The sequence below is a fragment of the Streptomyces sp. NPDC005266 genome, assembly GCF_040607655.1.
Classification (GTDB): domain Bacteria; phylum Actinomycetota; class Actinomycetes; order Streptomycetales; family Streptomycetaceae; genus Streptomyces.
In genome coordinates this window covers 1-25581 of sequence record NZ_JBEXHC010000029.1, presented here as the reverse complement: position 1 = coordinate 25581, position 25581 = coordinate 1, and the positions used below count along the sequence as shown (strand labels likewise).

The 25581-nt window shown below is 71.9% G+C and carries 13 protein-coding genes; 10 read left to right on the top strand and 3 right to left on the bottom strand.

The genetic code is table 11. From position 1 onward, the window contains the following. Window positions 1–78 precede the first annotated feature (78 nt). From ABZU99_RS32675 to ABZU99_RS32655, 5 genes are all read left to right on the top strand, one after another. Window positions 79–219, top strand: coding sequence for a hypothetical protein (locus ABZU99_RS32675; protein ID WP_356050141.1), 141 nt, complete (start codon window positions 79–81; stop codon window positions 217–219). Window positions 220–267: 48 nt separating this feature from the next. After that, window positions 268–10152: an SDR family NAD(P)-dependent oxidoreductase gene (locus ABZU99_RS32670; protein ID WP_356050142.1), complete on the top strand. Its 9885-nt coding sequence runs from the start codon at window positions 268–270 to the stop codon at window positions 10150–10152. 80 nt (window positions 10153–10232) lie between these two features. Next, on the top strand, window positions 10233–12023 hold the full coding sequence (locus ABZU99_RS32665; protein WP_356050143.1) for a carbamoyltransferase C-terminal domain-containing protein: 1791 nt from the start codon (window positions 10233–10235) through the stop codon (window positions 12021–12023). Beyond that, window positions 12020–13672, top strand: coding sequence for an ABC transporter ATP-binding protein (locus ABZU99_RS32660; protein WP_356050144.1), 1653 nt, complete (start codon window positions 12020–12022; stop codon window positions 13670–13672). Before ABZU99_RS32665 ends, ABZU99_RS32660 begins: the two co-directional genes overlap by 4 nt. Further along, the gene (locus ABZU99_RS32655) at window positions 13672–15237 is read left to right on the top strand and encodes an ATP-binding cassette domain-containing protein (RefSeq protein WP_356050145.1); all 1566 of its coding nucleotides are present in this window, start codon (window positions 13672–13674) and stop codon (window positions 15235–15237) included. The genes ABZU99_RS32660 and ABZU99_RS32655 overlap by 1 nt, the downstream gene beginning before the upstream one ends. A gap of 126 nt (window positions 15238–15363) precedes the next feature. On the opposite strand, the gene rfbB is transcribed toward ABZU99_RS32655, so the two are convergent. The 3 genes from rfbB to ABZU99_RS32640 form a co-directional block, all read right to left on the bottom strand. Next, on the bottom strand, window positions 15364–16341 hold the full coding sequence (rfbB, locus tag ABZU99_RS32650) for a dTDP-glucose 4,6-dehydratase (protein ID WP_356050146.1): 978 nt from the start codon (window positions 16339–16341) through the stop codon (window positions 15364–15366). A 10-nt stretch (window positions 16342–16351) separates the two neighbouring features. Next, complete coding sequence (rfbA, locus tag ABZU99_RS32645; RefSeq protein WP_355954194.1) at window positions 16352–17221, bottom strand: glucose-1-phosphate thymidylyltransferase RfbA; 870 nt, start codon at window positions 17219–17221, stop codon at window positions 16352–16354. Window positions 17222–17775: 554 nt separating this feature from the next. Beyond that, entirely contained in the window at window positions 17776–18729 is a 954-nt protein-coding gene (locus ABZU99_RS32640) for a CPBP family glutamic-type intramembrane protease (protein WP_356050147.1), read from the bottom strand. A gap of 396 nt (window positions 18730–19125) precedes the next feature. On the opposite strand from ABZU99_RS32640, the gene ABZU99_RS32635 reads away from it, so the two are divergent. From ABZU99_RS32635 to ABZU99_RS32615, 5 genes are all read left to right on the top strand, one after another. Next, window positions 19126–19350, top strand: coding sequence for an MbtH family protein (locus ABZU99_RS32635; protein WP_355954200.1), 225 nt, complete (start codon window positions 19126–19128; stop codon window positions 19348–19350). 207 nt (window positions 19351–19557) lie between these two features. Further along, on the top strand, window positions 19558–21774 hold the full coding sequence (locus ABZU99_RS32630; protein WP_355954203.1) for an ABC transporter ATP-binding protein: 2217 nt from the start codon (window positions 19558–19560) through the stop codon (window positions 21772–21774). A gap of 2 nt (window positions 21775–21776) precedes the next feature. Then, complete coding sequence (locus ABZU99_RS32625) at window positions 21777–23693, top strand: HAD-IIIC family phosphatase (protein ID WP_356050148.1); 1917 nt, start codon at window positions 21777–21779, stop codon at window positions 23691–23693. Next, complete coding sequence (locus ABZU99_RS32620; protein ID WP_355954209.1) at window positions 23690–23917, top strand: acyl carrier protein; 228 nt, start codon at window positions 23690–23692, stop codon at window positions 23915–23917. Before ABZU99_RS32625 ends, ABZU99_RS32620 begins: the two co-directional genes overlap by 4 nt. A gap of 42 nt (window positions 23918–23959) precedes the next feature. Beyond that, the coding region (locus tag ABZU99_RS32615) for a condensation domain-containing protein (RefSeq protein ID WP_356050149.1) at window positions 23960–25581 on the top strand (1622 nt) is incomplete at its 3' end.

Sequence of the window (25581 nt, the reverse complement as noted above, 5' to 3'; positions counted from 1 at the left end):
CACCGGGGACGACGGGCTCGGCTCGGCGTCCGAGGACGACCTGTTGCGCTACATCGACGACGAGTTGGGACTGAGCTGATGCGCGCGACGCCCACGCGGGAGCGGTCGGCCGGACAGCACCACGGATCCGGGGCGCAGGACACCGGGGACGACGGGCTCGGCTCGGCGTCCGAGGACGACCTGTTGCGCTACATCGACGACGAGTTGGGACTGAGCTGATGCGCGCGACGCCCACGCACGTGTGCGGTTCTATGAGGGGTTTGCAACATGGCTGATAAAGAGCAGGTCGTCGAGTACCTCAAGCGGGTGACGGCGGATCTGAAGCGCACCCGGCAGCGGGTCCGGGACCTGGAGGACGCGCAGCGCGAGCCGATCGCCATCGTCGGTATGAGCTGCCGCTTCCCCGGCCACGCGAACACCCCCGAAGCCTTCTGGGAGTTCGTGCGGGGCGGTGGCGACGCGATGGGCGACTACCCGGACGACCGCGGCTGGCGGACCGGCGCCATGGACGCCGGCCCCGAGGGGCCGCCCGGCCGCGGCGGATTCATCGACGCGGCCACCGACTTCGACACGGCCTTCTTCGGCATCTCCCCGCGCGAGGCACTGGAGATGGACCCCCAGCAGCGGGTGCTGCTGGAGACGTCCTGGGAGGCGTTCGAGCGTGCGGGCATCGACCCGACGACCCTGCACACCAGCCGGACCGGCGTGTTCATCGGGGTGAACGGCGCGGACTACCCGAGCCTGTTGCACCACGCCGGCCACGAGTCACTCGGGTATCTGCTGACCGGCACCGCGGCAAGCGTCGTCTCCGGCCGTATCGCCTTCACCTACGGCTTCGAGGGCCCGGCCGTCACGGTCGACACGGCCTGCTCCGCTTCGCTGGTCGCCCTGCATCTGGCCGCCCAGGCGCTGCGGTCCGGCGACTGCCCGCTCGCACTCGTCGGCGGGGTCACGGTCATGTCGACCCCCGGTGTCTTCGCGGAGTTCGGCAAGCAGCGGGGGCTGGCGGCGGACGGCCGGTGCAAGGCGTTCGCGGCGTCGGCCGACGGCACCGCGTGGGGCGAGGGCGCCGGCGTCCTGCTGGTCGAGCGGCTGTCGGACGCGCGCCGCAACGGCCACCAGGTGCTGGCCGTGATGCGGGGCTCGGCGGTGAACCAGGACGGCGCGTCCAACGGTCTGACCGCCCCGAACGGCCCCTCCCAGCAGCGGGTGATCGGTGACGCGCTCGCGGCCGCGGGGGTCGCCGCGTCCGAGGTGGACGTGGTGGAGGCGCACGGCACGGGCACATCGCTGGGCGATCCGATCGAGGCGCAGGCGTTGCTGGCCACCTATGGTCAGGGGCGTGCGGCGGGGCGGCCGGTGCTGCTGGGCTCGGTGAAGTCGAACATCGGTCATACGCAGGCGGCGGCCGGTGTGGCCGGTGTCATCAAGATGGTCATGGCGATGCGGCACGGTGTGGTGCCGCCGACGCTTCATGTGGATGAGCCGACGCCGCATGTGGATTGGTCGGCGGGCGCGGTGGAGCTGGTGACCGAGGCGGTGCCGTGGCCGGAGGCCGAGCGGCCGCGCCGGGCCGCGGTGTCCTCGTTCGGCATCAGCGGTACGAACGCCCACATCGTCCTCGAACACGCCCGGGAAGGTGCCCGGGAAGGTGCCCCGGAAGAGCCCGCCGCCGACCCGGCGCCGCAGCACGGCGTCCTGCCCTGGATCCTCTCGGCCGCCTCGGAGTCCGCCCTGCGCGGCCAGGCCGAGCGGCTGCGCGACTTCGCGTCCGAGGACCCCGACGTGGCCGGGGCGGCCGTCGCCCTGGCCACCACCCGGACGGCCTTCGAGCACCGCGCCGTCGTCCTCGCCGAGGACCCCGCCGGATTCGCCGAGGTGCTGGACACGCTGGCGGGAAAGGCCACCTCCGGACGCCACCATGTGCGCGGCGCGGCGCGCCCCGGCGCCAAGGTGGCCTTCGTCTTCGCCGGACAGGGCGCGCAGTGGGCGGGCATGGGCGGCGAGTGGTACGAGCGGATCCCGGCCTTCGCCGCAGCGTTCGACGCCGTGTGCGCGGAGGCCGACGGGCAACTCGGCGCCTCCCTGGCGGACCTCGTCCTCGCCCGGGGGACCGCCGACCCGGAGCTGGTCAACCGGACCGCCTACACGCAGATCGCCATGTTCGCGGTCGAAGTGGCCCTGTTCCGTGCCCTTCAGGCGTGGGGCGTGGTACCCGACGCCGTATTCGGGCACTCGATCGGCGAGATCGCGGCGGCCCACGTGGCCGGGGTGCTCTCGCTGGCCGACGCGGTGACGCTGGCCGTCACCCGCGGCCGGCTCATGCAGGCGCTCCCCGACGGCGGCGCCATGCTGGCCATCGACGCCACAGAGGCCGAGGTCGAGCGGTGGCTGCGGGACGAGCCCGCGGACCAGGTGGCGATCGCGGCGGTGAACGGCCCGTCGGCCGTCGTCGTCTCCGGCGCCGCCGACGCCGTCCAGCGGGTCGCCGCCACCGCGGACGGGGCCGGGCGGCGCAGCCGGCGGCTGCGGGTCAGCCACGCCTTCCACTCGCCGCTGATGGAGCCCATGCTCGAGGAGTTCCGCTCGGTCCTCACGCGGCTCACCTGGTCCCCGCCGAAGCTCCCCCTGGTGTCCACCGTCACCGGCACGACGGCCACGGCCGAGGAGCTGACCTCCCCGGACTACTGGATCCGCCACGCCCGCCACGCGGTCCGCTTCCAGGACGCCGTACGCACCCTGGAGGGCCGGGCCGACGTCTTCCTGGAGATCGGCCCGCACGCGGTGCTCACCCGGCCGATCGAGGACAGCCTGGGCGACGGGCAGGCGACCGTGACCGCGGTCGCCCACCGCGAGCGGCCGCACCTCGCGAGCCTGCTACGGGCCGTGGGGACCCTGTGGACCCGCGGGATCGACGTCGACTGGCGTGCGGTGCTGCCCTCCCCGGCGGGCCATGTGGACCTGCCGACCTATGCCTTCGAGCGCCGTCGCTTCTGGCCCCGGATCTCCTCGCGCGGGCCCGCCGCGGACGTCGCCTCGGCGGGCCTGACCGGCGTCGACCACCCCTTGCTCGGCGCCGCGGTCAGCGTGGCCGACGGCGACACCGCCGTGCTCTCCGGCCGCCTGTCCCTGGCCACCCACCCCTGGCTGGCCGACCACGCGGTGCTGGGCGCGGTGCTGCTGCCCGGGACGGCCTTCGTCGAACTCGCCCTGCGCGCCGGGCAGGACATGGCGTGCGGACAGGTCCAGGACCTGACCCTGGAGACCCCGCTCCGGCTCGACGCCGCCACAGCGGTGCAGATCCAGGTGGTCGTGGGACAGGCCGACGCCGATGGCCGGCGGTCGGTGAGCGTCCACTCGCGCCCCGAAGACGGTGCCGAAGGCCCGGCGGAGTGGACCTGCCATGCCCAGGCCGTGCTGGCGCCGCTCTCCCCACCGGCCCCGGACACCACCGACTTCGGCGCGGTGGCCGGCGGCCAGTGGCCGCCCCGCGCCGCCACGCCCATCGACGTCGAGGACTTCTACCCGGCGCTGGCCGGGCAGGGCTATGCCTACGGGCCCACCTTCCAGGGGCTGCGCGCGGCCTGGCGGCGCGGCGACGACTTCTTCGCCGAGGTCGTCCTGCCCGACGACGCGACGCAGGAGGCCGAGGCCTTCGGCATCCACCCCGCGCTGCTGGACGCCGCGTTGCACGGTATCGGCCTCGGCGGCGTCGTGGACGACGCCGAGGGCGCGGCCCGGCTGCCGTTCGCCTGGTCGGGCGTACGGCTGTGGGCGAGCGGCGCCCGGGCAGTGCGGGTGTGGCTGTCCACCGTGGGCACCGCGGCGGTACGGGTCCGCATCGCCGACGCGCAGGGGGCGCCCGTCGTGGGCATCGACGAGCTGGTGCTGCGCCCGGTGACGCAGACCCAGATGCGTCCGACGGTGCCCCAGTCCCTGTACGCCCATCGATGGGAGCGCTGGGAGCGGCCGGACCCGGCGGCCACCGGCGCACGGCCGCTGGTGTGGGCGGACGGAACGCCCGCCGCCGAACTCGCCGCCGCCGCGGTGGCCGAGGGCGCCGACCTCGTGCTGCTCGACTGCGCCGGGCCGGACTGCTCCGGCGCCCCGGTGCCGGAGCGGGTACGGACCTCGGTGGCGCGCGTCCTGGAGCGGGTGCGGGAGTGGCTGGCCCACGACGAACTCGGCGGCGCCCGGCTGGTGGTGGTGGCCCGGGGCGGCGTCGAGGTGACCTCCGGTGACGGCATCGACCTCGCCCAGGCCGCGATCCACGGCCTGGTGCGCTCCGCGCGCTCGGAGCACCCGGACCGGATCGCGCTCCTGGACACCGACACCGACGCGGCCGACGTCCCGCCGGACCTGGTCCGGGCGGCGATCGCCGCGGGGGAGACCGAGCTCGCCGTCCGCCGCACCGCCCTGTTCGTGCCCCGTCTGGTACGCCACCCCGCCCCGGCCGCGGACGTCCCCGCCCCCTGGTCCGGCGGGGGCACCGTGCTGATCACGGGCGGAACCGGGATCATCGGCTCGGCCGTCGCCCGTCACCTGGTCACCGCCCACCAGGTCACCGACCTGGTGCTGGCCGGCCGGAGCGGCCCGGACGCGCCCGGCGCCGCCGAACTGGCCGAGAGGCTGGGCGCCCTGGGCGCCACGGTCCGGCTGGCGGCGTGTGACGTCGCCGACCGGGACGCCGTCGCCGCGCTCCTGGACTCCCTCCCCGACCTGCGCGGCGTGGTGCACGCGGCCGGTGTCCTCGACGACGGGATGATCACATCACAGACGCCGGAGCGCCTCGCGGCGGTCTTCCGGCCCAAGGTGGACGCCGCCTGGCAGCTGCACGAGCTGACCCGGAACCGGGACCTGGGGATGTTCGTGCTGTTCTCGTCGGCGGCCGGGATCTTCGGCTCCCCGGGGCAGGCCAACTACGCGGCGGCCAACACCTTCCTGGACGCCCTGGCGCGAGCGCGACACCGTGAGGGCCTGCCCGCGCAGTCGCTGAGCTGGGGACTGTGGGCCGAGACCAGCGCGATGACCGGCTCCCTGAGCGACACCGACCTCAACAGGCTGAACCGCGGCGGTCTGCGGGCGCTCTCCGAGGTCGAGGGCGTTGCGCTGTTCGACGCCGCCACCCGGCTGCCCGAGCCCGTCCTCGTTCCCGTACACCTGGACCTGCGCGGCCAGAGCGACCCGCCCGCGCTGCTGCGGGCCCTGGCCCCCACCCACCGGCGACGGGCGGCAGCCACCCCGGGCGGCGGGGACGCGGACCGGCTCGATCGGCTGCGCGGCCTGCCGGAGGGGGAGCGGTCGGCGCTCCTGGTCGATCTGGTGCGCGAACACGTCGCCACCGTGCTGGGACACGCGGCGCCCACCGACATCGCGCCCGCCGAGTCCTTCGCCAACCTGGGCTTCGACTCGCTGACCGCCGTCGAACTCCGCAACCGGCTGGCCGACGTCACCGGCGTCCGGCTGCCCACGACGCTCGTCTTCGACTACCCCAGCCCCGAGTCGCTGGCCGCGTTCCTCGGATCCGCGCTGGTTCCGGCCGCCGGCACGGGCGACCGGGTGCGGCGGACGCCCGTACCGGCCGACGAACCGATCGCCATCGTCGGCATGAGCTGCAGGTATCCGGGCGATGTGCGCTCCCCCGAGGACCTGTGGGACATGGTCCTGCACGGCCGCGAGGGCATCGGCGGATTCCCCGCCGACCGCGGCTGGGACGTGGACGCGCTCTACGACCCGGAGGGAACCGGCGCCAACACCACCTACGTACGGGAGAGCGGCTTCCTCTACGACGCCGCCGACTTCGACGCCGGGTTCTTCGGCATCTCCTCGCGCGAGGCGCTGGCCATGGATCCGCAGCACCGCCTGCTCCTGGAACTGTCCTGGGAGGCCGTGGAGCGGGCCGGTATCGACCCCACCCGGCTGCGGGGAAGCCGGACCGGGGTCTTCACCGGACTGATGCACCACGACTACGTGGCGCGGCTGCAGGCGGTGCCCGAGGAGATCGCGGGCTATCTGAGCAACGGCAACGCGGGCAGCGTGGCCTCGGGACGGATCGCCTACACCTTCGGCCTGGAGGGGCCCGCCGTGACGGTGGACACCGCCTGTTCCTCCTCGCTGGTGGCCCTGGACATGGCGGTCACCGCGCTGCGCCGCGGAACCTGCGACCTGGCCCTCGCCGGCGGTGTCGCGGTCGTCTCGACCCCCGCCGCCTTCACCGAGTTCGGCAAGCAGCGGGGGCTGGCGGCGGACGGCCGGTGCAAGGCGTTCGCGGCGTCGGCCGACGGCACGGCGTGGGGGGAGGGCGTCGGCGTCCTGCTGGTCGAGCGGCTGTCCGACGCGCACCGCAGCGGGCACCGGGTGCTCGGCGTCGTCCGGGGTGGCGCGGTCAACCAGGACGGTGCGAGCAACGGCATGACGGCGCCCAACGGCCCCTCCCAGCAACGGGTGATCGCCGACGCGCTCGCCGGAGTCGGCGTGCGGGCCGGCGAGGTGGACGTGGTCGAGGCGCACGGCACCGGGACGCCGTTGGGCGATCCGATCGAGGCGCAGGCGTTGCTGGCCACCTATGGTCAGGGGCGTGCGGCGGGGCGGCCGGTGCTGCTGGGTTCGGTGAAGTCGAACATCGGTCATACGCAGGCGGCGGCCGGTGTGGCGGGTGTCATCAAGATGGTCATGGCGATGCGGCACGGTGTGGTGCCGCCGACGCTCCATGTGGATGAGCCGACGCCGCATGTGGATTGGTCGGCGGGCGCGGTGGAGCTGGTGACCGAGGCGGTGCCGTGGCCCGAGGCCGGGCGGCCGCGCCGGGCGGCGGTGTCCTCGTTCGGCATCAGCGGCACGAACGCCCACATCGTCCTCGAACAGGCCCCCGAAGAGCCCGCCGTCGCGGCCCTCGACGAGACCTCCGACTGGCCCTCGGCCGTGGTCGAGCCCGACCCGGCCGCAGCCCTGCCCTGGGTGGTGTCGGCCACGTCGGCCGACGCCCTGCGCGACCAGGCCGAGCGGCTGCGGGAGTTCACCACCGGCCCCGCCGCCTCCGGTGTTCCGGTGGCCGAGGTCGCCGGGGCCCTCGTGCGGGCCCGGACCGCCTTCGCCCACCGCGCGGTCCTCCTCGCCGCCGACGGCGCCGGATTCGCCGAGGGCCTCGACGCCCTGGCGGGCCGGGGCACCGGGGGAGCGGACGTCATCCGCGGGGTGGCCCGTACCCGCACGAAGGCCGCGTTCGTGTTCCCCGGCGAGGCGTCGGCGTGGCCGGGCCTGGCGACCGGGCTGCTGGAGTCCTCGCCCGTGTTCGCCAAGGCGCTGGGGGAGTGCGCGGAGGCGCTGGCGCCGCACACCGGCTGGCACCTCCTCGACGTGCTGCGGGGCGAGCCGAAGACGCTGGAGCGCCCGGACGTCGCCCGGCCCGCCCTGTGGGCCGTCATGGTGGCGCTGGCCGAGCTGTGGCGCTCCATCGGCATCACGCCCAGCGCCGTGATCGGCCTCGCCCAGGGAGAGACCGCCGCCGCCTGCGTCTGCGGCGCGCTGGCGCAGGGCGACGGGGCGGCGCTGGCCGCGTGGCAGGGACGGCTGGCCGCCGCGGACGGTGGCCGGGCGCCCGAGCCGCCCCCGCAGGTCGCCCTCCACCGCGGGCGGATCCCGCTCTATTCCGCCGTCACGGGAGGCCTGCTCGACCCGCGAAGCGCGGACGCGGACCACTGGAACCGTAGCCTGCGCGCCCCCGACCGCTTCACCGAAGCGCTCGATGCGCTGCTGCGGGACGGGAGGGACACCTTCATCGAGGTGAGCTCCCACCCGGTGGCCACGGCCGACCTCGCCGCCCGGGCGGCCGCCGCCGGGCACGACACCGTCGTGGTGGGCTCCCTCCGGCGCGGAGTCGACGACCGCGCCGCGCTGCTGCGCTCGGCCGCCACGCTGTGGTCACACGGCGCCGCCGTGGAGTGGCCAACCCTGGTGCGGCGGCCGACGCAGACGGTCGAACTGCCGACGTACGCCTTCCAGCGGCAGCGGTTCTGGCTGGAGGCGCCCGCCGCCCCCGGCGACGCGAGCGGGATCGGGCTCGACACGGCACACCACCCCCTGCTGGCCGGCGCGGTGGTGCCCGCCGAGGGCGACACCGCACTGTTCACCGGCAGGCTCTCCCGGACCGCCCACCCCTGGCTCGCCGACCACACGGCCGGGTCCACCGTCCTGTTGCCCGCCGGAGTGCTCATCGACTGGGCGCTGTACGCGGGACGCGAGCTCGGCTGCCCCCGGCTGCCCGAACTCACCCAGGAATCGCCGTTGGTCCTCGACCCCGACGCCGCCGCGCACATCCAGGTCCAGGTGGGTCCCCCCGACGAGGACGGCCGACGCGCCCTCACCGTCCACTCGCGCCCTGAGCACCCGGGCGAGGAGACACAGTGGACCTGTCACGCCCGGGGAGTGCTCGCCCCGGAGCCGGAGAACACCGGCGCGGCCGGGTTCGAGGAGCTCGCGGGCGTGTGGCCGCCGCCCGGCGCGGCGCCGGTCGAGGTGGACGGCCTCTACGACGGCTCGGCCGAGGACGGCTATGCGTACGGACCGGCGTTCCAGGGCCTGCGCGCCGCGTGGCGGCGCGACGACTGCCTCTTCGCGGAGGTGGCCCTGGCGGAGGCGGCCGCCGGCCCGGGCGGCTTCGAGCTGCACCCGGCGCTGCTCGACGCGGCCCTGCACGCCGTGGGCCCGGGCGAGTTCTTCGACCCGGGCGAGGCGCACCTGCGGATGCCGCTCACCTGGTCCGGGGTGCGGCTGCACTCCACGGCCCCCGGCTCCGTACGGGTACGGCTCGCGAGCGCCGGACCGGACGCGGTCAGCGTCCGCCTCGCCGACCCCGAGGGGCGGCCGGTCGCGAGCGTCGACCGGCTGACCCTGCGCGCCGTGCCCACGGCCGAGTTCGGGCCCGCCTCCGGGACGGCCGTGCCCGCCCGGCGCGAACCGCCGCTGCGGGCGCGGGAGGAGAACACCCTCTCCCGGGTCCTGGCCGCCGCGCCCGGCCGACGCCGCCGACTGCTGGAGGACATCATCCGCGGCGAGCTGACCGCCGTCCTGCGCCTCGGTGAGGCCCAGGACATCGACGTGGACGTGGAGTTCCTCGATCTGGGGGTGGACTCGCTGGCGGGCATCGCCCTGCGCGACCGCCTCGACTCGCTGCTGGACCTGGCGCTCCCCGCGACGGCGCTGTTCGAGCACTCCACCACGGCCCGGCTCGCCGGTCACCTCGCCAACCTGGTCGGCACGGGCCCCGCACGCGCCGCCGCCGGGGAGGCCGCGGGCACGCCCTCGTCCCCCTTCGACACCATCGAGGCGCTCTACCGGCAGTCCTACGCGCTGGGGCAGGCCGGGACGGTCGGCATGGACCTCATCCAGGCCGCCGCCCGGCTCCGGCCGTCCTTCACCGCCGACACCGTGGCCGACCACGTCCCATCGCCGGTACGGCTCGCCACGGGCCCCTCCGGACGGGCCGCGGTGGTCTGCCTGCCCGCCATCACCGCCACGGCCGGACCGGTGCAGTACGCCGCGCTGTCGCAGCGGCTCCAGGGCGAGAGAGATGTGCTCGCACTGGTCAACCCCGGTTTCTCCGAGGGGGAGTTGGTGCCCGACTCGTTCGGGACCTTCATCGAGCTGCAGCTCGCCGCGCTGCGCTCGGCCGTCGGCTCCGGGCCGTACGTGCTGCTCGGCCACTCGGCGGGCGGGCTGATCGCCTACGCCCTCGCGATGCGGGCCGAGCGGTCGGGCCCCGCCCCCGCCGCCGTGGTCCTCATCGACACCTTCCGGTCCGGCAGCCAGTTCTCGGACGAGCTGACCAACGCGATGATGGACGGCCTGTTCGCCCGCGAACACATCCTCGGGCCCGGGGCGTTCAGCGGCGTGCGGCTCACCGCCATGGGGCGCTACCACGCCCTGATGGACGACTGCCAGGTGGCCCCGATACAGAGCCCGGTGCTGTTCCTGCGCGCCGAGGCTCCGCTGCCCCACCAGGACAGCGGCCACGACGGCGACGGCTGGCGGCCGTCCTGGCCCTTCCCGCACACGGCCGCCATCACGCCCGGCGACCACTTCACGATCATGGAGGACAACATTGCACTGACCGCCGAGACGGTTGAGCGCTGGCTCGCCGAACGCGATCTGTGACCCGGCGGCGTCGTGGTCCCACACCCACCCCTGTACCGACCCGCGGCCAACGGCGGCCGCGGCCTGCGAAGGAACATGAAATGATCATTCTCGGCTACAACGGTTTCTCCCGCATCGCGGAACTCTTCGGGCGGCTCTACGGCTACACCCAGGACTCCGTCGACCGGCACAGCTTTCTCGGCCACGACGCCGCCGCCGCCCTGTTCATCGACGGCGAGCTGGTGGCCGCCGTCGAGGAAGAGCGGATGAACCGACGGAAGAAGACCACCGCCTTCCCGGCCGAGGCCATGCGCTGGTGTCTGGAGCGGGCCGGAATCGGCTACGAGGACGTGGACTACTACGCCTTCGGATGGAACTTCAACGCGGACTTCGCCGACGCCGCCCTCGTACGCCTGGCGCAGGCGCCGATTCCGCCCGAGTACAAGTTCCCGGCGATCGCCTCCTTCGGCGAGCTGTACACCGGGGCGCTGGGCCGCAACGCGCTGATCGAGGACTTCACCAGCCACACCGGCTACGCGCTGCCCGACGAGAAGCTGATCACGGTCCCGCACCACCGTGCCCATCTGGCCTGTGGACGTACTTTCTCCGGCCTCGGCGACGCCGCCTTCCTGATCAATGACGGCCAGGCCGAGTCGGACAGCACCATCATGGGCGAGGTGCGCAACGGTAAGGTCGAGGTCTTCGACCGGTTCACCATCGACGCGCAGAACTCGATCGCCCAGCTCTTCAGCGCGGTCACCCGCTACCTGGGCTTCGTGCCGAACAACGACGAGTACAAGGTCATGGGCCTGGCCGGATTCGGGAAGGCCCCCGAAGGGGACAACCCCTTCCTGACCGACGTCGTCACCCTTCAGGAGGGCGGCCGGTATTCGCTGGCCCTGGCGTACGACCCGCGTGGCCCGCGGGCCTACGACACCCTGTTCGACGAGCTGTTCGGCGGGCACGACGGCAATCGCCGCGAGTTCGACTTCCAGGTCCGGATGGCCTGCGCCGCCCAGCAGATGATCGAGAAGGTGACCGCGCACCAGCTGCGCGCGCTCGCCGAGGCGACGGACCTGCGGGACCTGATCTTCGAGGGCGGGCTGGCGCTGAACTGCGTCAACAACACCAAGCTCCTGGAGGACCTCGACTTCGAGCGCGTCGAGGTCAGCTTCGGCGCGAGCGACCCCGGAGTCTCCATCGGCGCCGCCGCCCATGTCGCGGCCGACAAGGCGGAACCCGTGGCGCCGACCGAGTCGCCCTACCTCGGACCGGAGTTCAGCGGCGAGGAGATCCGCGAGACCCTCGACGCATACGCCTCCTCGGTCACCTGGCAGGAGTTGCCCGCGGGCGAGGTGGCGAAGAAGACGGCCGAGCTGCTGTCGGAGAAGACCGTGGTCGGCTGGTTCCAGGGTCGCACCGAATACGGGCCGAGGGCACTGGGCAACCGCAGCATCCTCGCCAATCCGTCCTTCGCCGACATGAAGGACATCATCAACAACCGGGTCAAGCACCGCGAGCCCTTCCGCCCCTTCGCGCCGATCGTGCTGGAGGAGGACGCGCCCCGCGTCTTCGAGATGGGCAAGAAGACGCGCTCGCCGTACATGACCTTCGTCTTCCCGGTGCGGCCGGAGTACCAGGAGAAGATCGCGGCGGCCACCCACGTGGACGCGACCTCCCGCATCCAGACGGTCACCGAGAACGGCAACCCGCTGCTGGCCGAGCTGCTCCGCGAGTTCACCGCGCGCACCGGCGTGCCCTGCCTGGTCAACACCTCCTTCAACGTCGCCGGCGAGCCCATCGTCTGCTCCCCGAAGGACGCGGTCGAATGTTTCCTCGGCACCGATATCGACCACCTGGTCATCGGCGACTACCTGGTCTCCAAGCGATGAGCACAGCGAGTGCGCCGACCGTGGGCATCCAGTGGCGTACCCGCGCGGCGCTCCTCCTGGAGACGGCCGCGGCGGTCGCCACCGTCGGGGCGATGGTCGTCGTCGTGGAGATCTGCCGGGAAGTACTGGCCGCCGATCCCGACACCGGCCGGCTCAAGGGGCTCGTCCTCATAGCCGTCGGCGCGGTGGTGGCCGGGCTCCTCGCGCAGCTCTCGGGGCGGACGCTCAGCAGGCAGGCGGCCACCCGCGGCCAGGAGCTCCTGCGCGCCGGGGTGGCCCGCAGGCTGCGCGGCAACCCGCCCGCCCGCCGGATCCACGCGGACTGGCGGGCGCAGGGCGCCACCCTGGGCGGCGACATCGCCTCCGCCGGGGTGATGGTGGGCCGGGCCGGATCGGAACTCCTCTCGGCCGTGCTGGTGTTCTTCCTGTCGATCGGCTATCTGTTCTGGGCCGACTGGCGGATGGCACTGGTGACCCTGCTCCCCATCCTGCTCGGCTTCATCACCTTCGGCGTGATCTCCGCACGCTTCTTCAAGGAGATGCAGGACGAGTACGTGGCCAGTATCGCCGCCATTGACGCGGTGCGCCCCACCATCGGCCTTCAGGCGCGGGTCAACCGGGCCGGGGCGCGGGCCCGTACGGCCATGACGACCCGGATCTCGGCCCGCCGGCTCACCGAGGCCACCGACGGGTTCAGCGGCTTCTTCCTGTCCCGCATCGGCACCCTGCTCGGTGGCCGGGCACTCGCCGAGATCGCCTTCTCGCCGCTGAGCGTCCTTGTCTCCGTGCTGTGCGGAGGAGCGCTCATGGTCCGGTCCGACGCGCTGGCCCCCGCCGACCTCGTGCCCTTCCTGGTCATCGGCGCGGGCCTGGCGGCGCCTCTGCTGGCCAGCACCTACTCCATGGAAGAGGTCGGGGAGGGCAAGAAGGCGACGGCACGGCTGACCGCGTTCGCCACCGGCGGACCGGCGGCCCCCGCCGACACCGACAGCCCCGACAGCCCCGACAGCCCTGGCCTCGAGCTGCCCGAACGCGGGGTGCTGACGGTCATCGAGTCCACCCCGGAAGGTGCCGACCGGCTGACCGACCGGATCACGGCCGCCACGCCCCCCGAGCGCTTCACCTCGGTCGAGGCCGAACCGGCCGTCGTCATCGGCGCCGTCGGCGCGTACATCACAGCCGACCGTGCCGACGGCACCCCGGAAGCGGCCGAACGCGCCGCCCGGCTCACCGGCGTCCACGACACCGTCTCCGCCTTCCCCCGCGGCTACGCCTCGGTCGTCGGCGCAGAAGTGTCCTTGTCCTACCCGGAGATCCAGCGCATCGCGCTGGCCAGGGTGGTCGCGGGAGACGACCGCGGGGTCGTGCTCCTCGACCAGCGGGCGTTCGGCGGCGACCCGGACGTCCTGCGGGCCGCGGTGGCCGACCTGCGGGAGCGGGCCGCTGTCGTCGTCGTGAGCTGCGGTCCGCCGGTGGTCACCGACGGGCGGATCGTGCTGATGGACAAGGGGGAGGTGGCCGAGTCCGGCCCGCACGAGGAGCTGATCCGCGCGGGCGGCCGGTACGCGGCCCTGTGCCAAGCGCTCCCGGCCACCGAGCGGGCCGCCGCGGCCGCTCCCCGATCCGCGACATCCCAGGAGATCACCTGATGAGGGCCGTTCTTGCTCGCTTCCTGCACGCGCCCGGGAGAGCGGCGGTGGTATCGCTGCTGCTGTTCCTGGTGCTCGGCGCGGTCACCCAGGGCATCGCCTTCGCCCTGGTGGTCCCGATCGCGGATGACCTCTTCACGCCGGACAAGCCTGTTCCCTGGGCGTGGATCGCCGCCCTCGCGGCGGTCGCCGTGGTGCACTCCGCCCTGCACTACCGGAGCGTCCCCATGGGCAACCGGTTGGGGGCCGACCTGGTCACCACCCTGCACAAGGCCGTCGCCGAGCGCGCGGCCGAGCTGCCCGCCCGGTCGCTCGGCACGGCCTACGCGGACCGGCTCGCCGCCCTCAACGGCAGCGCGGTCGTGGTGCTGATGGGGCTGCCCGCGCATGTGCTGCGCCCGCTGGTGGCCGCCGTCGTCACCCCGCTGACGGTGATCGTCATCAGCGCGTTCGTGTCGCCGCTCCTCGCCGCGACGCTGGCGGGGGGCCTGCTGGTGCTGGCGGCGGCGGCCTTCGGCGCGGCCAGGCTGCTCACCCGGACCGAGGAGCCCGACGGTGCCGAGTGGCTGAGGCGCACGTACGGGCGACCCGCCTCCGCTCCGGGCGGCCGGACCTCGTCCGTCCTCCTCCCCGCCGCGGGAGAGACGCTGCCATGGCGGGTCATCGAACTCGCGATATGCGCCGCTGTGGGGGTGTGTGCCGCGCTGTCGACCGCGGGCGATCTGTCGCCCACCAAGAGCGTCGCGCTCGTCGTGCTGTCGGTGCTGACCTTCCAGCCGGTGATGGAGGCGGCCCTGCTGACCAGCACCGTCATGAACTCGCGCGCGACCCTGACCACGCTTGGCCGGCTCATCGAGGCCGGTGACCCCGCATCGGCCGGGACCGGTTGGCCCGAGCGCTGTGACATCGAGTTCGCGGACGTGAGCCTGGTGGTCGCGGGCGAAACGGTGCTCGACAAGGTCTCCTTCCGGATCCCGGCGGGCAGCACCACGGCACTCCTCGGCACGCCGGACGGCGCGCGGCTCGAGCTGGGCGATGTGCTGACGGGCGACCTGGCACCCACCTCGGGACGGGTCCGGATCGGCGGCGTGGACATCTCCGCCCTCGCGGTCCGTGACATCGACCGCCGGGTGAGCCGGATCTCGTCGGAGGCACCGGATCTCACCCGGCAGGACGCTGCCCGATTCCTTGAGTCCACTGAGCCGGCCGACGCCCCGGGCACGTCGTCCTTCAGGGAACGGTCCGTGGTCCGGGCCGCCGTGGACCGGCTGCGCGAGGCGCTGTCGACCGGTTCCTCAGAGGAGCCGGCGCTGTCCGAGGCCGACCGGTGGCGACTGGCTCTCGTACGGGCGATGGCGCAGGACCCCGCCCTGGTGGTCCTCGACGCGACCGCGGGCGCCAACGTGTTCGCCACCGACCCTGACCTGGCCGAACTGGTCTCCGTACTCGCCCAGGACCGCACCTGCTGGGTGATCCCGGGGGCCGGATTCCCGCTTCCGCCCTGCGACCAGGAGCTGATGCTGAAGGGCCCCCGCGTCACTGTCCTGACAGCCGAGATGAGCTGACGGGCGATGGAAGGAGGACGCCGAGTCGGAGGCCACCACGGCCTCCGGCTCGGCGTGCTTGCGCTCCGCGAGGCAGGGATCCGGCCATGCCGGGCACCTGGCTCATCGACTCGGACCATGACTGAGTCACTGCTTGAGGGGTTCCCACCATTCGCGGTGCGCGGCGTACCAGCCGATGGTCTCGGCGAGGCCCTTTTCCCAGGTCACGGCGGGCTGGTAGCCCAGCTGACCGGAGATCTTCGTGATGTCCATCGCATACCGGCGGTCGTGTGCCTTGCGGTCGGGCACGTACTCCACCATCGACTGATCCACGCCCAGCAATTCGAGCAGGCGGTGGGTGACCTCTCGGTTGGTCAATTCAGTGCCACCGCCGACGTTGTACACCTCGCCGGGCTTTCCCCCCTCGGCCACCAGCGCTATGCCCCGGCAGTGGTCGTCCACATGGAGCCAGTCCCGCACATTCTCGCCGTCGCCGTAGAGCGGGACCTTCCTGGCGTCGAGAAGGTTGGTGACGAAAAGCGGGATGATCTTCTCGGGGTATTGATGAGGGCCATAGGTGTTGGAGCCTCGGGTGACGCAGACGGGCAGTCCGTGGGTGCGGTGCACGGCCAGTGCCAGAAGGTCGGCCGACGCCTTGGACGCGGAATAGGGCGAGTTGGGCTTCAAAGCCTCTTCCTCCGCCCAGGGGGCTTCGCCGCCCTCCAGCGATCCGTACACCTCGTCCGTGGAGACATGCACGAATTTACCCACACCGGACTCCGTCGCGGCATTGAGGAGGGTGTGCGTGCCCAGGACGTTCGTCCGTATGAAGTCCTCCGCCCCGGCGATCGAACGGTCGACATGCGACTCGGCGGCGAAATGCACCACGAGCTCGGCCCCCCGCAGGGATTCCCCCACCAGCCGTTCGTCGCAGATGTCGCCCTCGACAAAGCGCAGTCGGGGACTGTCCGCGACCGCGGCGAGGTTCGCCCTGTTTCCCGCATAGGTGAGCTTGTCGAGCACCACCAACTCGGCGTCCGAAAACCCCGGGTAGTGACCCTTGATCGCCTGCCGGACAAAGTGCGAGCCAATGAACCCGGCTCCTCCGGTGACTACTATCCGCACTGGCTGCCTCTCAGTCCTTTTCGGCAATCTCCATCAGATACCTGCCGTAATCCGTACGCCCTGATTGGCTGCCGAGTGAGTAACACGCGGCGGCGTCGATGAACCCCATACGGAAAGCGATCTCCTCCAGGCAGGCGATCCGTACGCCCTGGCGCTGCTCGAGCACCTGCACATACTGCGACGCCTGCAGCAGCGAGTCGTAGGTGCCCGTGTCCAGCCAGGCGAAGCCGCGGCCCAGATTGATCAGCTTGGCCCGGCCGCGCTCCATATAGACCCGGTTGACGTCCGTGATCTCCAACTCGCCACGGGCGGACGGGCGGACGTTCTTCGCGATGTCCACCACGTCGTTGTCATACAGATACAGACCGGTCACGGCCAGGTTGGAGCGGGGCGAGGCCGGCTTCTCCACAAGGGAGACAAGAGTTCCCCGCTCGTCCACTTCGCCGATGCCATAGCGCTGGGGGTCGCTCACCGGATAACCGAAGAGCACACAGCCGTCGACCTCGCTCATCTCCTTATGGAGGAGCCGACCGAACCCCGGACCGTGGAAGATGTTGTCGCCGAGTACCAGTGCCACCGAATCATCGCCGATGTACTCGGCGCCGATGATGAAAGCTTCCGCGATACCGTTCGCGACCTGCTGCTCGGCGTACTCGATGTTCAGTCCGAACTTGCTGCCGTCTCCCAATAACTCCTTGAACATGCTCACATGGGAAGGCGATGAGATGATCAAGATGTCCCGTACACCGCCGAGCATGAGGACGGAGAGCGGGTAGTAAATCATCGGCTTGTTGTAAACGGGAAGCATCTGCTTCGATACCGCATGCGTCAGCGGATGCAGTCGGGTGCCATTGCCCCCGGCCAGAACTATGCCCTTCATACGACCAAAATTCTCCATAACTGCCAAGGGGTGGCGCGGACATGCCTTTGGTCAGGTTCGACCGTACGGCTCCCTCGTTGCTTCTGTCAAATGTTTCACGGGATTTGAGTGGGTAAATGGAATGCCTTATTCCGGGCCGTTCTCTCTTGATAGCAATGGCCGTCGTACGCCCCTTTTTCTCACGCCCGCCTTAACCGAGATCCTGGCCGAAAATCGCCCCTCATCACCAAGCCACTGGCCCGCTGGCAGTTCCGGATCGGGCTCCTGGGAAGACCGGTTCGGTGGCGGCCAGGCCGAGTCGCCGTATGGGGGGGGAGCCTTATGGGCGCGGGCACACACATGGGCTCGTTCACCGGCGACGATGTGCGGGCAAGGCTCCACAAGCCGCCGATCAGACCGGCCGGGGGAGCTTCCCATCGACGATTCGGCGCCGCTCGGCCGGCTGGTCGAGGTGGCCGGGGACGGCCGGTCTGTCACCGTGGTGGCCATTCACGGATCCTGTGACGACGGGGCTCACGGGGAGGTGCTGGAGACGGGCGGCAGCGTGGTGCCGTTCAGCGGCCGACCGGTGTCCTGCGGCGAGCGGAACGGTCCTTCGCCGAGCCCGGGTTGACTCGTCCTTCACGTGCGCGCCATCGGCACACGGCGAATCCGGCGGTGGCCACCAGCAGATAGGCGGGGACGAGCAGCACCGCGTCCGGTGTCGTCTGCCGGATGTCCCAGCCCGTGTGGCGCCGATCTCCCTCCAGGACGATCCGGTTGACGGTCAGAAAGGTCAGATGGGTGCCGATGGCGGCCCACAGGGGAGCCCGGCCCACTGCCGTCCGGGCCGCTACGAGTGTCAGCCCGAAGATGGTCAGGAGGATCAGATAGTCGGCGGGGCGCTGCCCGTCCGGTGCGATCCCCATCGGTTGTGGTTCGCCGCCGACCAGTGGTGCGGTCGCGGCCGCGGCCACGGTGGAGACCCCCGGCACCAGCAGGAACACCGCCGTCGTGCCGAGGGCCGCCACCGCACCGCTGAACCGTGGGCGCAGTGAGGCCCAGGCGTAGCCGCGCAGCGTCGTCTCCTCCGGCAGGGCTTCGAGCAGGAAGGCGATCACCCCGTTCGAGAGGAGGAACTCGGCGAGGGTGAGGGGCTCGACGCGCGACCAGCGCAGCATGCCGGCCGCGGTACCGGCGCCGAGGACGAGGGCGGCCGCGGCCGCCGTCACTCCCGCGCCGGTCAGCAGAGCACGCACGCTCGCGCCCGGCCCGCCGAATCCGAGCCACGCCGGGGACCGGCGGTCCCCGCGTACGAGCAGCAGAACAAGAGGCACGGAGAGCGTGGTGACGAGCGCGGCGGGCATCAGCCGGGCCGCATGGCCGGTGATACCGAGGGCATCGGCCCCGGCCGAGCCCAGTGCGGTGCCGGCGCCGAGCGCCGTGGCCATCACCAGACCACCGGTCAGGGCGCGGCCGAGGGCGACGGTGGTCGAGGGGGCGGACGTGCGCGGGTGAAGGCCGGTCATCTGAGTCCTCAAGACGTGCGGAGACTTCCGGTCCATCCTCACTTCCCGTCCCGCCACGGGCGTCATAGCGACTGATGAAACGGCTCTACATCCTTCGATGTACCACCCGGCAGGGCGGTCGGGGCGGCGGGCAAATGGAAAAATGCACGGTTGGACGGCCGTTCGCCCGCCGCCGGCCGTTTTCGCATGGTGCCCGTAGGGAAAACCGCAAATCGTTGCCGTGCTGTTGGGACTCTTGATGCTCCGGCAGGTGTCCAAGTGTCGGAATCGGATGGTTGGACGCCCGTCTTCCTTGCTTGTCGCCTGAGATCGCGGCAACTACGATCGCTCGAAGTCGAATAGTGCGAAAGCACGCGCATTTATGGAATCGGATCGACTTCACGGGGAGGGACGAACATGGCGAATCCGTTCGACAACGAGGACGGTGTGTTCTACGCGCTCGTCAACGATGAGGGCCAGTACTCCCTCTGGCCCACGTTCGCGGACGTTCCGGCAGGCTGGGAGATCGCGTTCGGCGAGGACACCCGGAAGGCCTGCCTCGACTACATCGAGGAGACCTGGACGGATATGCGTCCCAAGAGCCTTATCGAGGAAATGAAGCAGTACGAGGGCGCCCAGTAACGACGCCGGTTTCCCTTTCGGAGAGAGGCCGCGGTCGAGAGTCATTCCCGGGTCGACTTCGAAGAGTCCGAATAGCTCAGGCGCGTCCGCTGACTCGACCAACAAGGAGATTTGGTGGCCATGATCGGCGGCTCGGGGCCGCAAATGGTGATACACGGGTACGGCTCTGAGGAAGGGCCGACCCGACAGAGAATCAAACCCGGCACCGTGCCGCGCATTCTCCCCTACATCAAGCCCTACCGCTGGGCCGTGGCGCTCCTCCTGCTGATCACCACTCTGGAAGCGGTGATCACGGTGGCGAGCCCCTTGCTCTTCAAGGTCCTCATCGACAAGGGAATCATTCCCCGGGACAACGGCGTCGTCCTGGCCGTGTCCTTGAGCGTCGCCGGTCTCGCGCTGCTGGAGGCTGCCGCGGCCTTCACCCAGAGTCTGTACTCGGCCCGCATCAGCGAGGGGCTGATCTACGACCTGCGTACCGAGGTCTTCCAGCATGTCCAGAAGCAGCCGCTCGCCTTCTTCACGCGGGCGCAGACCGGCGCGCTCGTCAGCCGGCTCAACACGGACGTGGTGGGGGCTCAACAGGCCCTCACCACACTGCTGTCGACGGTCGTGTCCGGGGTCCTCTCGCTCGTCCTCGTGCTCGGCACGATGTTCTACCTCTCGTGGCTGATCACCCTCGTCGCGCTGCTCCTTCTGCCGTTCTTCGTCCTGCCCGGCAAGATCATCGGTCGCCGGATGCAGCGGCTCATGCGGGAGTCGATGGAGCAGAACGCCGAGATGGGCCAGCTGATGCACGAGCGCTTCAACGTGTCGGGCGCGCTGCTGTCCAAGCTGTACGGCCGGCCCGCCCACGAGACCCAGCTGTTCCGCAAGCGGGCCGGCCGGGTCCGCGACATCGGCGTCGTCACCTTCGTCTACTCCCGGATGCTCATGGTGTCCGTCACCCTGATGGCGACCCTGGCCACCGCCGTGACCTACGGCATCGGCGGCGCCCTCGTCATCCGCGACGCCTTCGAGCTCGGCACGCTGGTCGCCCTGGCCGCACTGCTGACCCGGCTGTTCGGACCGATCAACCAGCTGTCCAGCCTCCAGGCCAACGTGATGACGGCGCTCGTCAGCTTCGACCGGCTCTTCGAACTGCTCGACCTGAGGCCCCTCATCGCGGAGAAGCCCGACGCCAAGCAGGCGCCCGGCAGCGGGAAGCAGGCCCCCGAGATCCAGTTCGAGGACGTCAGCTTCCGCTACCCGGCCGCCTCCGACGTCTCCCTAGCCTCGCTGGAGTCCATCGCCCTTCCCTCGCAGGTGCGCAAGGACAACGCCCTGACCCTCAAGGACCTCGCCTTCAAGCTCCCGGCGGGCAAACTCACCGCGCTGGTCGGGCCCTCCGGCGCGGGCAAGACCACGATCAGCCACCTTGTGCCCCGGCTGTACGACCCCACCTCCGGAACCGTCCGGATCGGCGGCGTCGACGCCCGCGACCTGACCCTGGAGTCGCTCCAGCAGACCATCGGCATGGTCACCCAGGACGCGCATCTGTTCCACGACACCCTCCGGTCCAACCTGATGTACGCCCGCCCGGACGCCACCGAGGACGATCTGACCGAAGCCTGCAAGGCGGCGCAGATCTGGGGCCTGATCTCGTCCCTGCCCGACGGCCTGGACACCATCGTCGGTGACCGCGGCTACCGGCTGTCCGGCGGCGAGAAGCAGCGGATCGCCCTGGCCCGGCTGCTCCTCAAGGCGCCCCCGGTCGTCGTCCTCGACGAGGCCACCGCGCACCTGGACTCGGAGTCGGAGGCGGCCGTCCAGCGCGCGCTGAAGACCGCGCTCGCGGGCCGCACCTCCCTGGTGATCGCCCACCGGCTGTCCACCATCCGGGAGGCCGACCAGATCCTGGTTGTCGAGGGCGGTGAGATCCGGGAGCAGGGCGTCCACGAGGACCTGCTGCTGCAAGGCGGGCTCTACGCGGAGCTCTACCGCACCCAGTTCGCCGCGCAGCGCCCCCGGGCCGAGGAGCCCCAACCCGTCCCCCAGCTCGCGGGCGGCCCCGATCCCTTCGGCGGTCCCGGCGACCCGCAGCACTTCGGCGGCCCGCAGTTCGGCCTGCCCGCCGGTCCGCCTCCCGGCGGCCCCGGCGGTCCGGGGAGCTTCAGCGGCCCGGGCGGTCCGGGGAGCTTCAGCGGTCCGGGCGGTCCGGGGAGCTTCAGCGGTCCGGGCGGTCCGGGCGGTCCGGAGCCCTTCGGCGCCCCTGGCGGTCCGCCGCCGGGCGGCCCCCAGCAGGCCGTACCCGATGGCCCGCCCCCCGGCGCGCCCGCGCCTGCCGGCGGGGCCGAGGGCGGCCCCGCCGGCCCGCCTCCGCTGCGGATTCTGGGCGGCGCCGACCTCCGTCCCCTCGGGCCGGACACCGAACCGCCGAGGAGGTGACCGTGTCCGCTGTCGATTCGGCCGCGGCCGAGCTGCGCAATCTGGCCGAAGCGGGTCGCCTGGTCGCCGAATACCCGAGAGCGGGCCGGCTGGTGGCCCGCCTCTCGGGCGCGGATCTCCTGCGCGCCGGACGGCTGCTCGCCCGGCTCGACCCCGAGGACATCTCGCGGACCCACCCCGAGGTGCCCCTTGTCACCATCGGCATCACCGGTCACGGCACCCTCGCGGCCCTGGCCCCGGCGCTGGCCGCGCAGCTGGCCCGGCACGGCCTGGTGGCGCGCACGGCGCTGTCCGACTTCGACAACTACGTGTTCGACCTGCTCGACCCCGCAGGCGCCCTGAACGCGGCCCGCCCGGACCTCGTCCTGTGCGTCCTCGACCCGATGATCGTGTTCGACGAGGTGCCGGTGGTCTGGGGCGCCGATGACGTGGCCCGGGTCGCGGGGGAGAAGCTCGCCCTGATCGAACGGCTCGCCGCCCGGTTCGCCGAGACCCCCGGCACGCTGGTGCTCAACACGATGCCGCTGCTGCCGGGCCACACCCGCCAGCTCGTGGACCACCGGTCCCGCGGCCGGCTGGGCGCGGTGTGGCGGGAGGCCAACGCACGGCTGTTGCGGCTCGCCGAGGACAACCCGTCGGTCGTCGTGCTCGACCTCGACCCCATCGCCGCACAGGGGGTGCCGGTCAGCGACGACCGGCTCAGCACCTACGCCAAGGCCCATCTGACCGACGGCCTGCTCTCCGCGTACGCGGCGGAGATCGGTCACCTGGCCCGGCAGCTGACCGGACGCGCCAAGAAATGCCTCGTGCTCGACCTCGACAACACCCTGTGGGGCGGTGTACTCGGCGACGACGGAGTGGACGGCATAGAGATCGGCGAAGGCCACCGCGGCGAGGCGTTCCTGGCGTTCCAGCGGGTCGTCCGCCAGCTCGGCGCGCAGGGTGTCCTGCTCGCGGCCGTCAGCAAGAACGAGCCCGAGACGGTGAGCCGGGCGCTGCGCGAGCACCCGCGCATGGCGCTGCGCGAAGAGGACTTCGTCCACATCGTCGCCAACTGGCAGCCCAAGCACGACAACCTGCGGCAGCTGGCCGAGACCCTGGGCCTGTCCGTCGACAGCTTCGTCTTCGTCGACGACAGCGCCTTCGAACGCGAGCTGGTCCGCCGGGAGTTGCCGGGCGTGGCGGTGGTCGACGTGGACGGCGAACCCGCCTGGCACCGGAGCGCCCTGCTGCGCGACGGCTGGTTCGACGTGCGGGAGGTCACCGCCGAGGACCGGGTCCGGGCCTCGCGCTACCGGGAGGGGGCGGCGCGCAAGAGCTTCCTCGACAGCTTCGACTCGACCGAGGACTACCTGCGCGAGCTGGGCGTCCACCTGCGCATCGGACCGGCCACCGAGGCCGAGGCGCCCAGGATCTCCCAACTCACCCTGCGGACCAACCAGTTCAATTTGACCGCCGAGCGGCTCCAGCCCGCCGACGTACTCGCCCTGACGAAGGACCCCGCAGCGCTCACTCTGGCCGTCCACGCCGGTGACCGGTTCGGGGACCACGGACTGGTCGGCGCGGTCCTGGCGCGGCGCGACGGCGACCTGCTGCACATCGACAACTTCCTGCTGAGCTGCAGGGTCTTCTCCCGGTCCATCGAGGAGGCCTGCTTGTGCTGGGTGCTTCGGCAGGCCCGGACCACCGGCGCCAGCGCCGTCGTCGGCCGCTACCGCGAGACCGCCAAGAACCGGCGGGTCGCCGACTTCTACCCGCGGAACGGCTTCGCCCCGATCGGCGGCCCGGAGGACGGCGGCCCGGAGGACGGCGCCCCGGGCGTCGGGCACGTGCTGGCTTTCCGGCACCCGCTGACCGACATCGCCCCGGTGCCCTCGCACATCCACCTCGACGACACGTCCCAAGGCGAGCTCCCATGAAGGACCTCGAAGAGTTCATCGGCCTGATCCGCGAGGAGATCGGCCTGCCCGTGACCGTCGAGGACGCCGAGCGCGGTCTGCACGACCTGCCCGGGTGGGACTCCGTCCACCTGCTGTGGCTCGTCACCGCCCTGGAGGAGAGGGCGGGACGCAGCGTCAGCGTCATCGATCTGCTCGAGGCACCGAGCCTCGCGTCCATCTACGGCCTGGTGGCGGCCGACTGACGCCGCGCTCGCAACGTACCGAACCTGGAGTGAGGGACTCGCATGTCTCAGGACGACCGTGGCCTGCCCCTGTCCGCGGCCCAGTACGACATCTGGCTCGCGCAGCGCATCGGCGATCCCAGCCCCGTCTACAACTCCGGCGAGTACCTGGAGATCGACGGGCCGGTCGACGGGCCCTCGTTCGAGACCGCGCTGCGGCAGGCCGTCGCGGAGACCGAGGGGCTCAACGTCCGGATCGAGGAGGACCTCGCCGGCCCCCACCAGATCCCCGCGGCCCCCGAGTGGTCCCTCACCGTCCTCAACCTGAGCACCTCCCCGGACCCGGAGGGCGCGGCGCACGCCTGGATGCGCAAGGATCTTTCCACCCCGGCGGATCCGACGGCGAGCCCCCTCTTCGCCTACGCGCTGCTGCGGATCTCCGAACACCGGCACCTCTGGTACCAGCGGTACAACCACGTCGTGATGGACGCCTACGGCTGGTCCGTCTTCGGGCGGCGCGTGGCGGAGATCTACACCGCCCTCGTCCGCGGGACGCCCCGCGCCCGCGCCCGGTTCGGATCGCTCGCGGACCTCCTGGACGAGGAGGAGGAGTACCGGGCCTCCGCCGACCAGGACCGGGACCGCGCCTACTGGACCGGCCGCTTCGCCGACCGGCCCGACCCGGTGAGCCTGCCCGTCGGCGGCGGGGCCGAGGCCGCCTTCCGCAGGGAGACCACCTGCCTCGACGCCTCCGGCGCGCAGCGGCTCCGACAGCTGTCCGCGGCGTCCCGCGTCAATTGGTCCCATGTCGTCATCGGCACGGCCGCCGCCTACTTCAGCCGGAACACCGGCAGCGAGGATGTCGTCTTCAGCGTCTCCGTGACGGGCCGGATCACCGCTCTGGCCGGGCGCACACCCGGCACGATGGCCAACATCGTGCCGATGCGGGTGCGGGTCGACCCGCGGGACGACATCCTCACCCTGGCCCGGAGAGTGCGGGACGAACTGCGCGACATCGCACGGCACCAGCGGTTCCGGGGCGAGGACCTGCGTCGCGAACTCGACTGGCCGGCCGATGGCAAACGGCAGTTCGGGCCCCTGGTCAACGTCGTCGCCTTCGACCACGACCTGGACTTCGCGGGCTCGCTGGGTACGGCGCACGACGTGTCGATCCCACCCGTCGAGGACCTGATGATCACCGTCCGCGGGGGATCCGGCGACGGCCGGATCCGGATCGACTTCGACGGCGACGCCTCGTCGCCAGGCATCGACGACTTCGTCGCCCACCAAAGGGCCTTCAAGGTCTTCCTCGAAGCGGCGGCCACGGCGCCGCACACCCCCGTGGGACGCCTCGACGCCCTCATGGCCGACGACCGGCAACGGGTTGTGGCCGAGTGGAATGACACGGCGGTGGGTGTTTCGGGTGGGACGCTGCCCAGGTTGTTCCGGGTGCAGGTGGGACAGGCGCCGGGTGCGGTGGCGGTGGTGGATGACGACGGGGTGTCGTTGTCGTACGCGGAGCTGGACGAGCGGTCGAATCGGGTGGCCCGGTGGTTGATGGGGCGGGGGGTGGGGCCTGAGAGCCGGGTTGCTGTGCTGATGGAGCGGTCGGTGGACGTGGTGGTGGTGTTGTGGGGGGTGCTGAAGGCCGGTGCCGCCTATGTCCCCGTCGATCCGGAGTATCC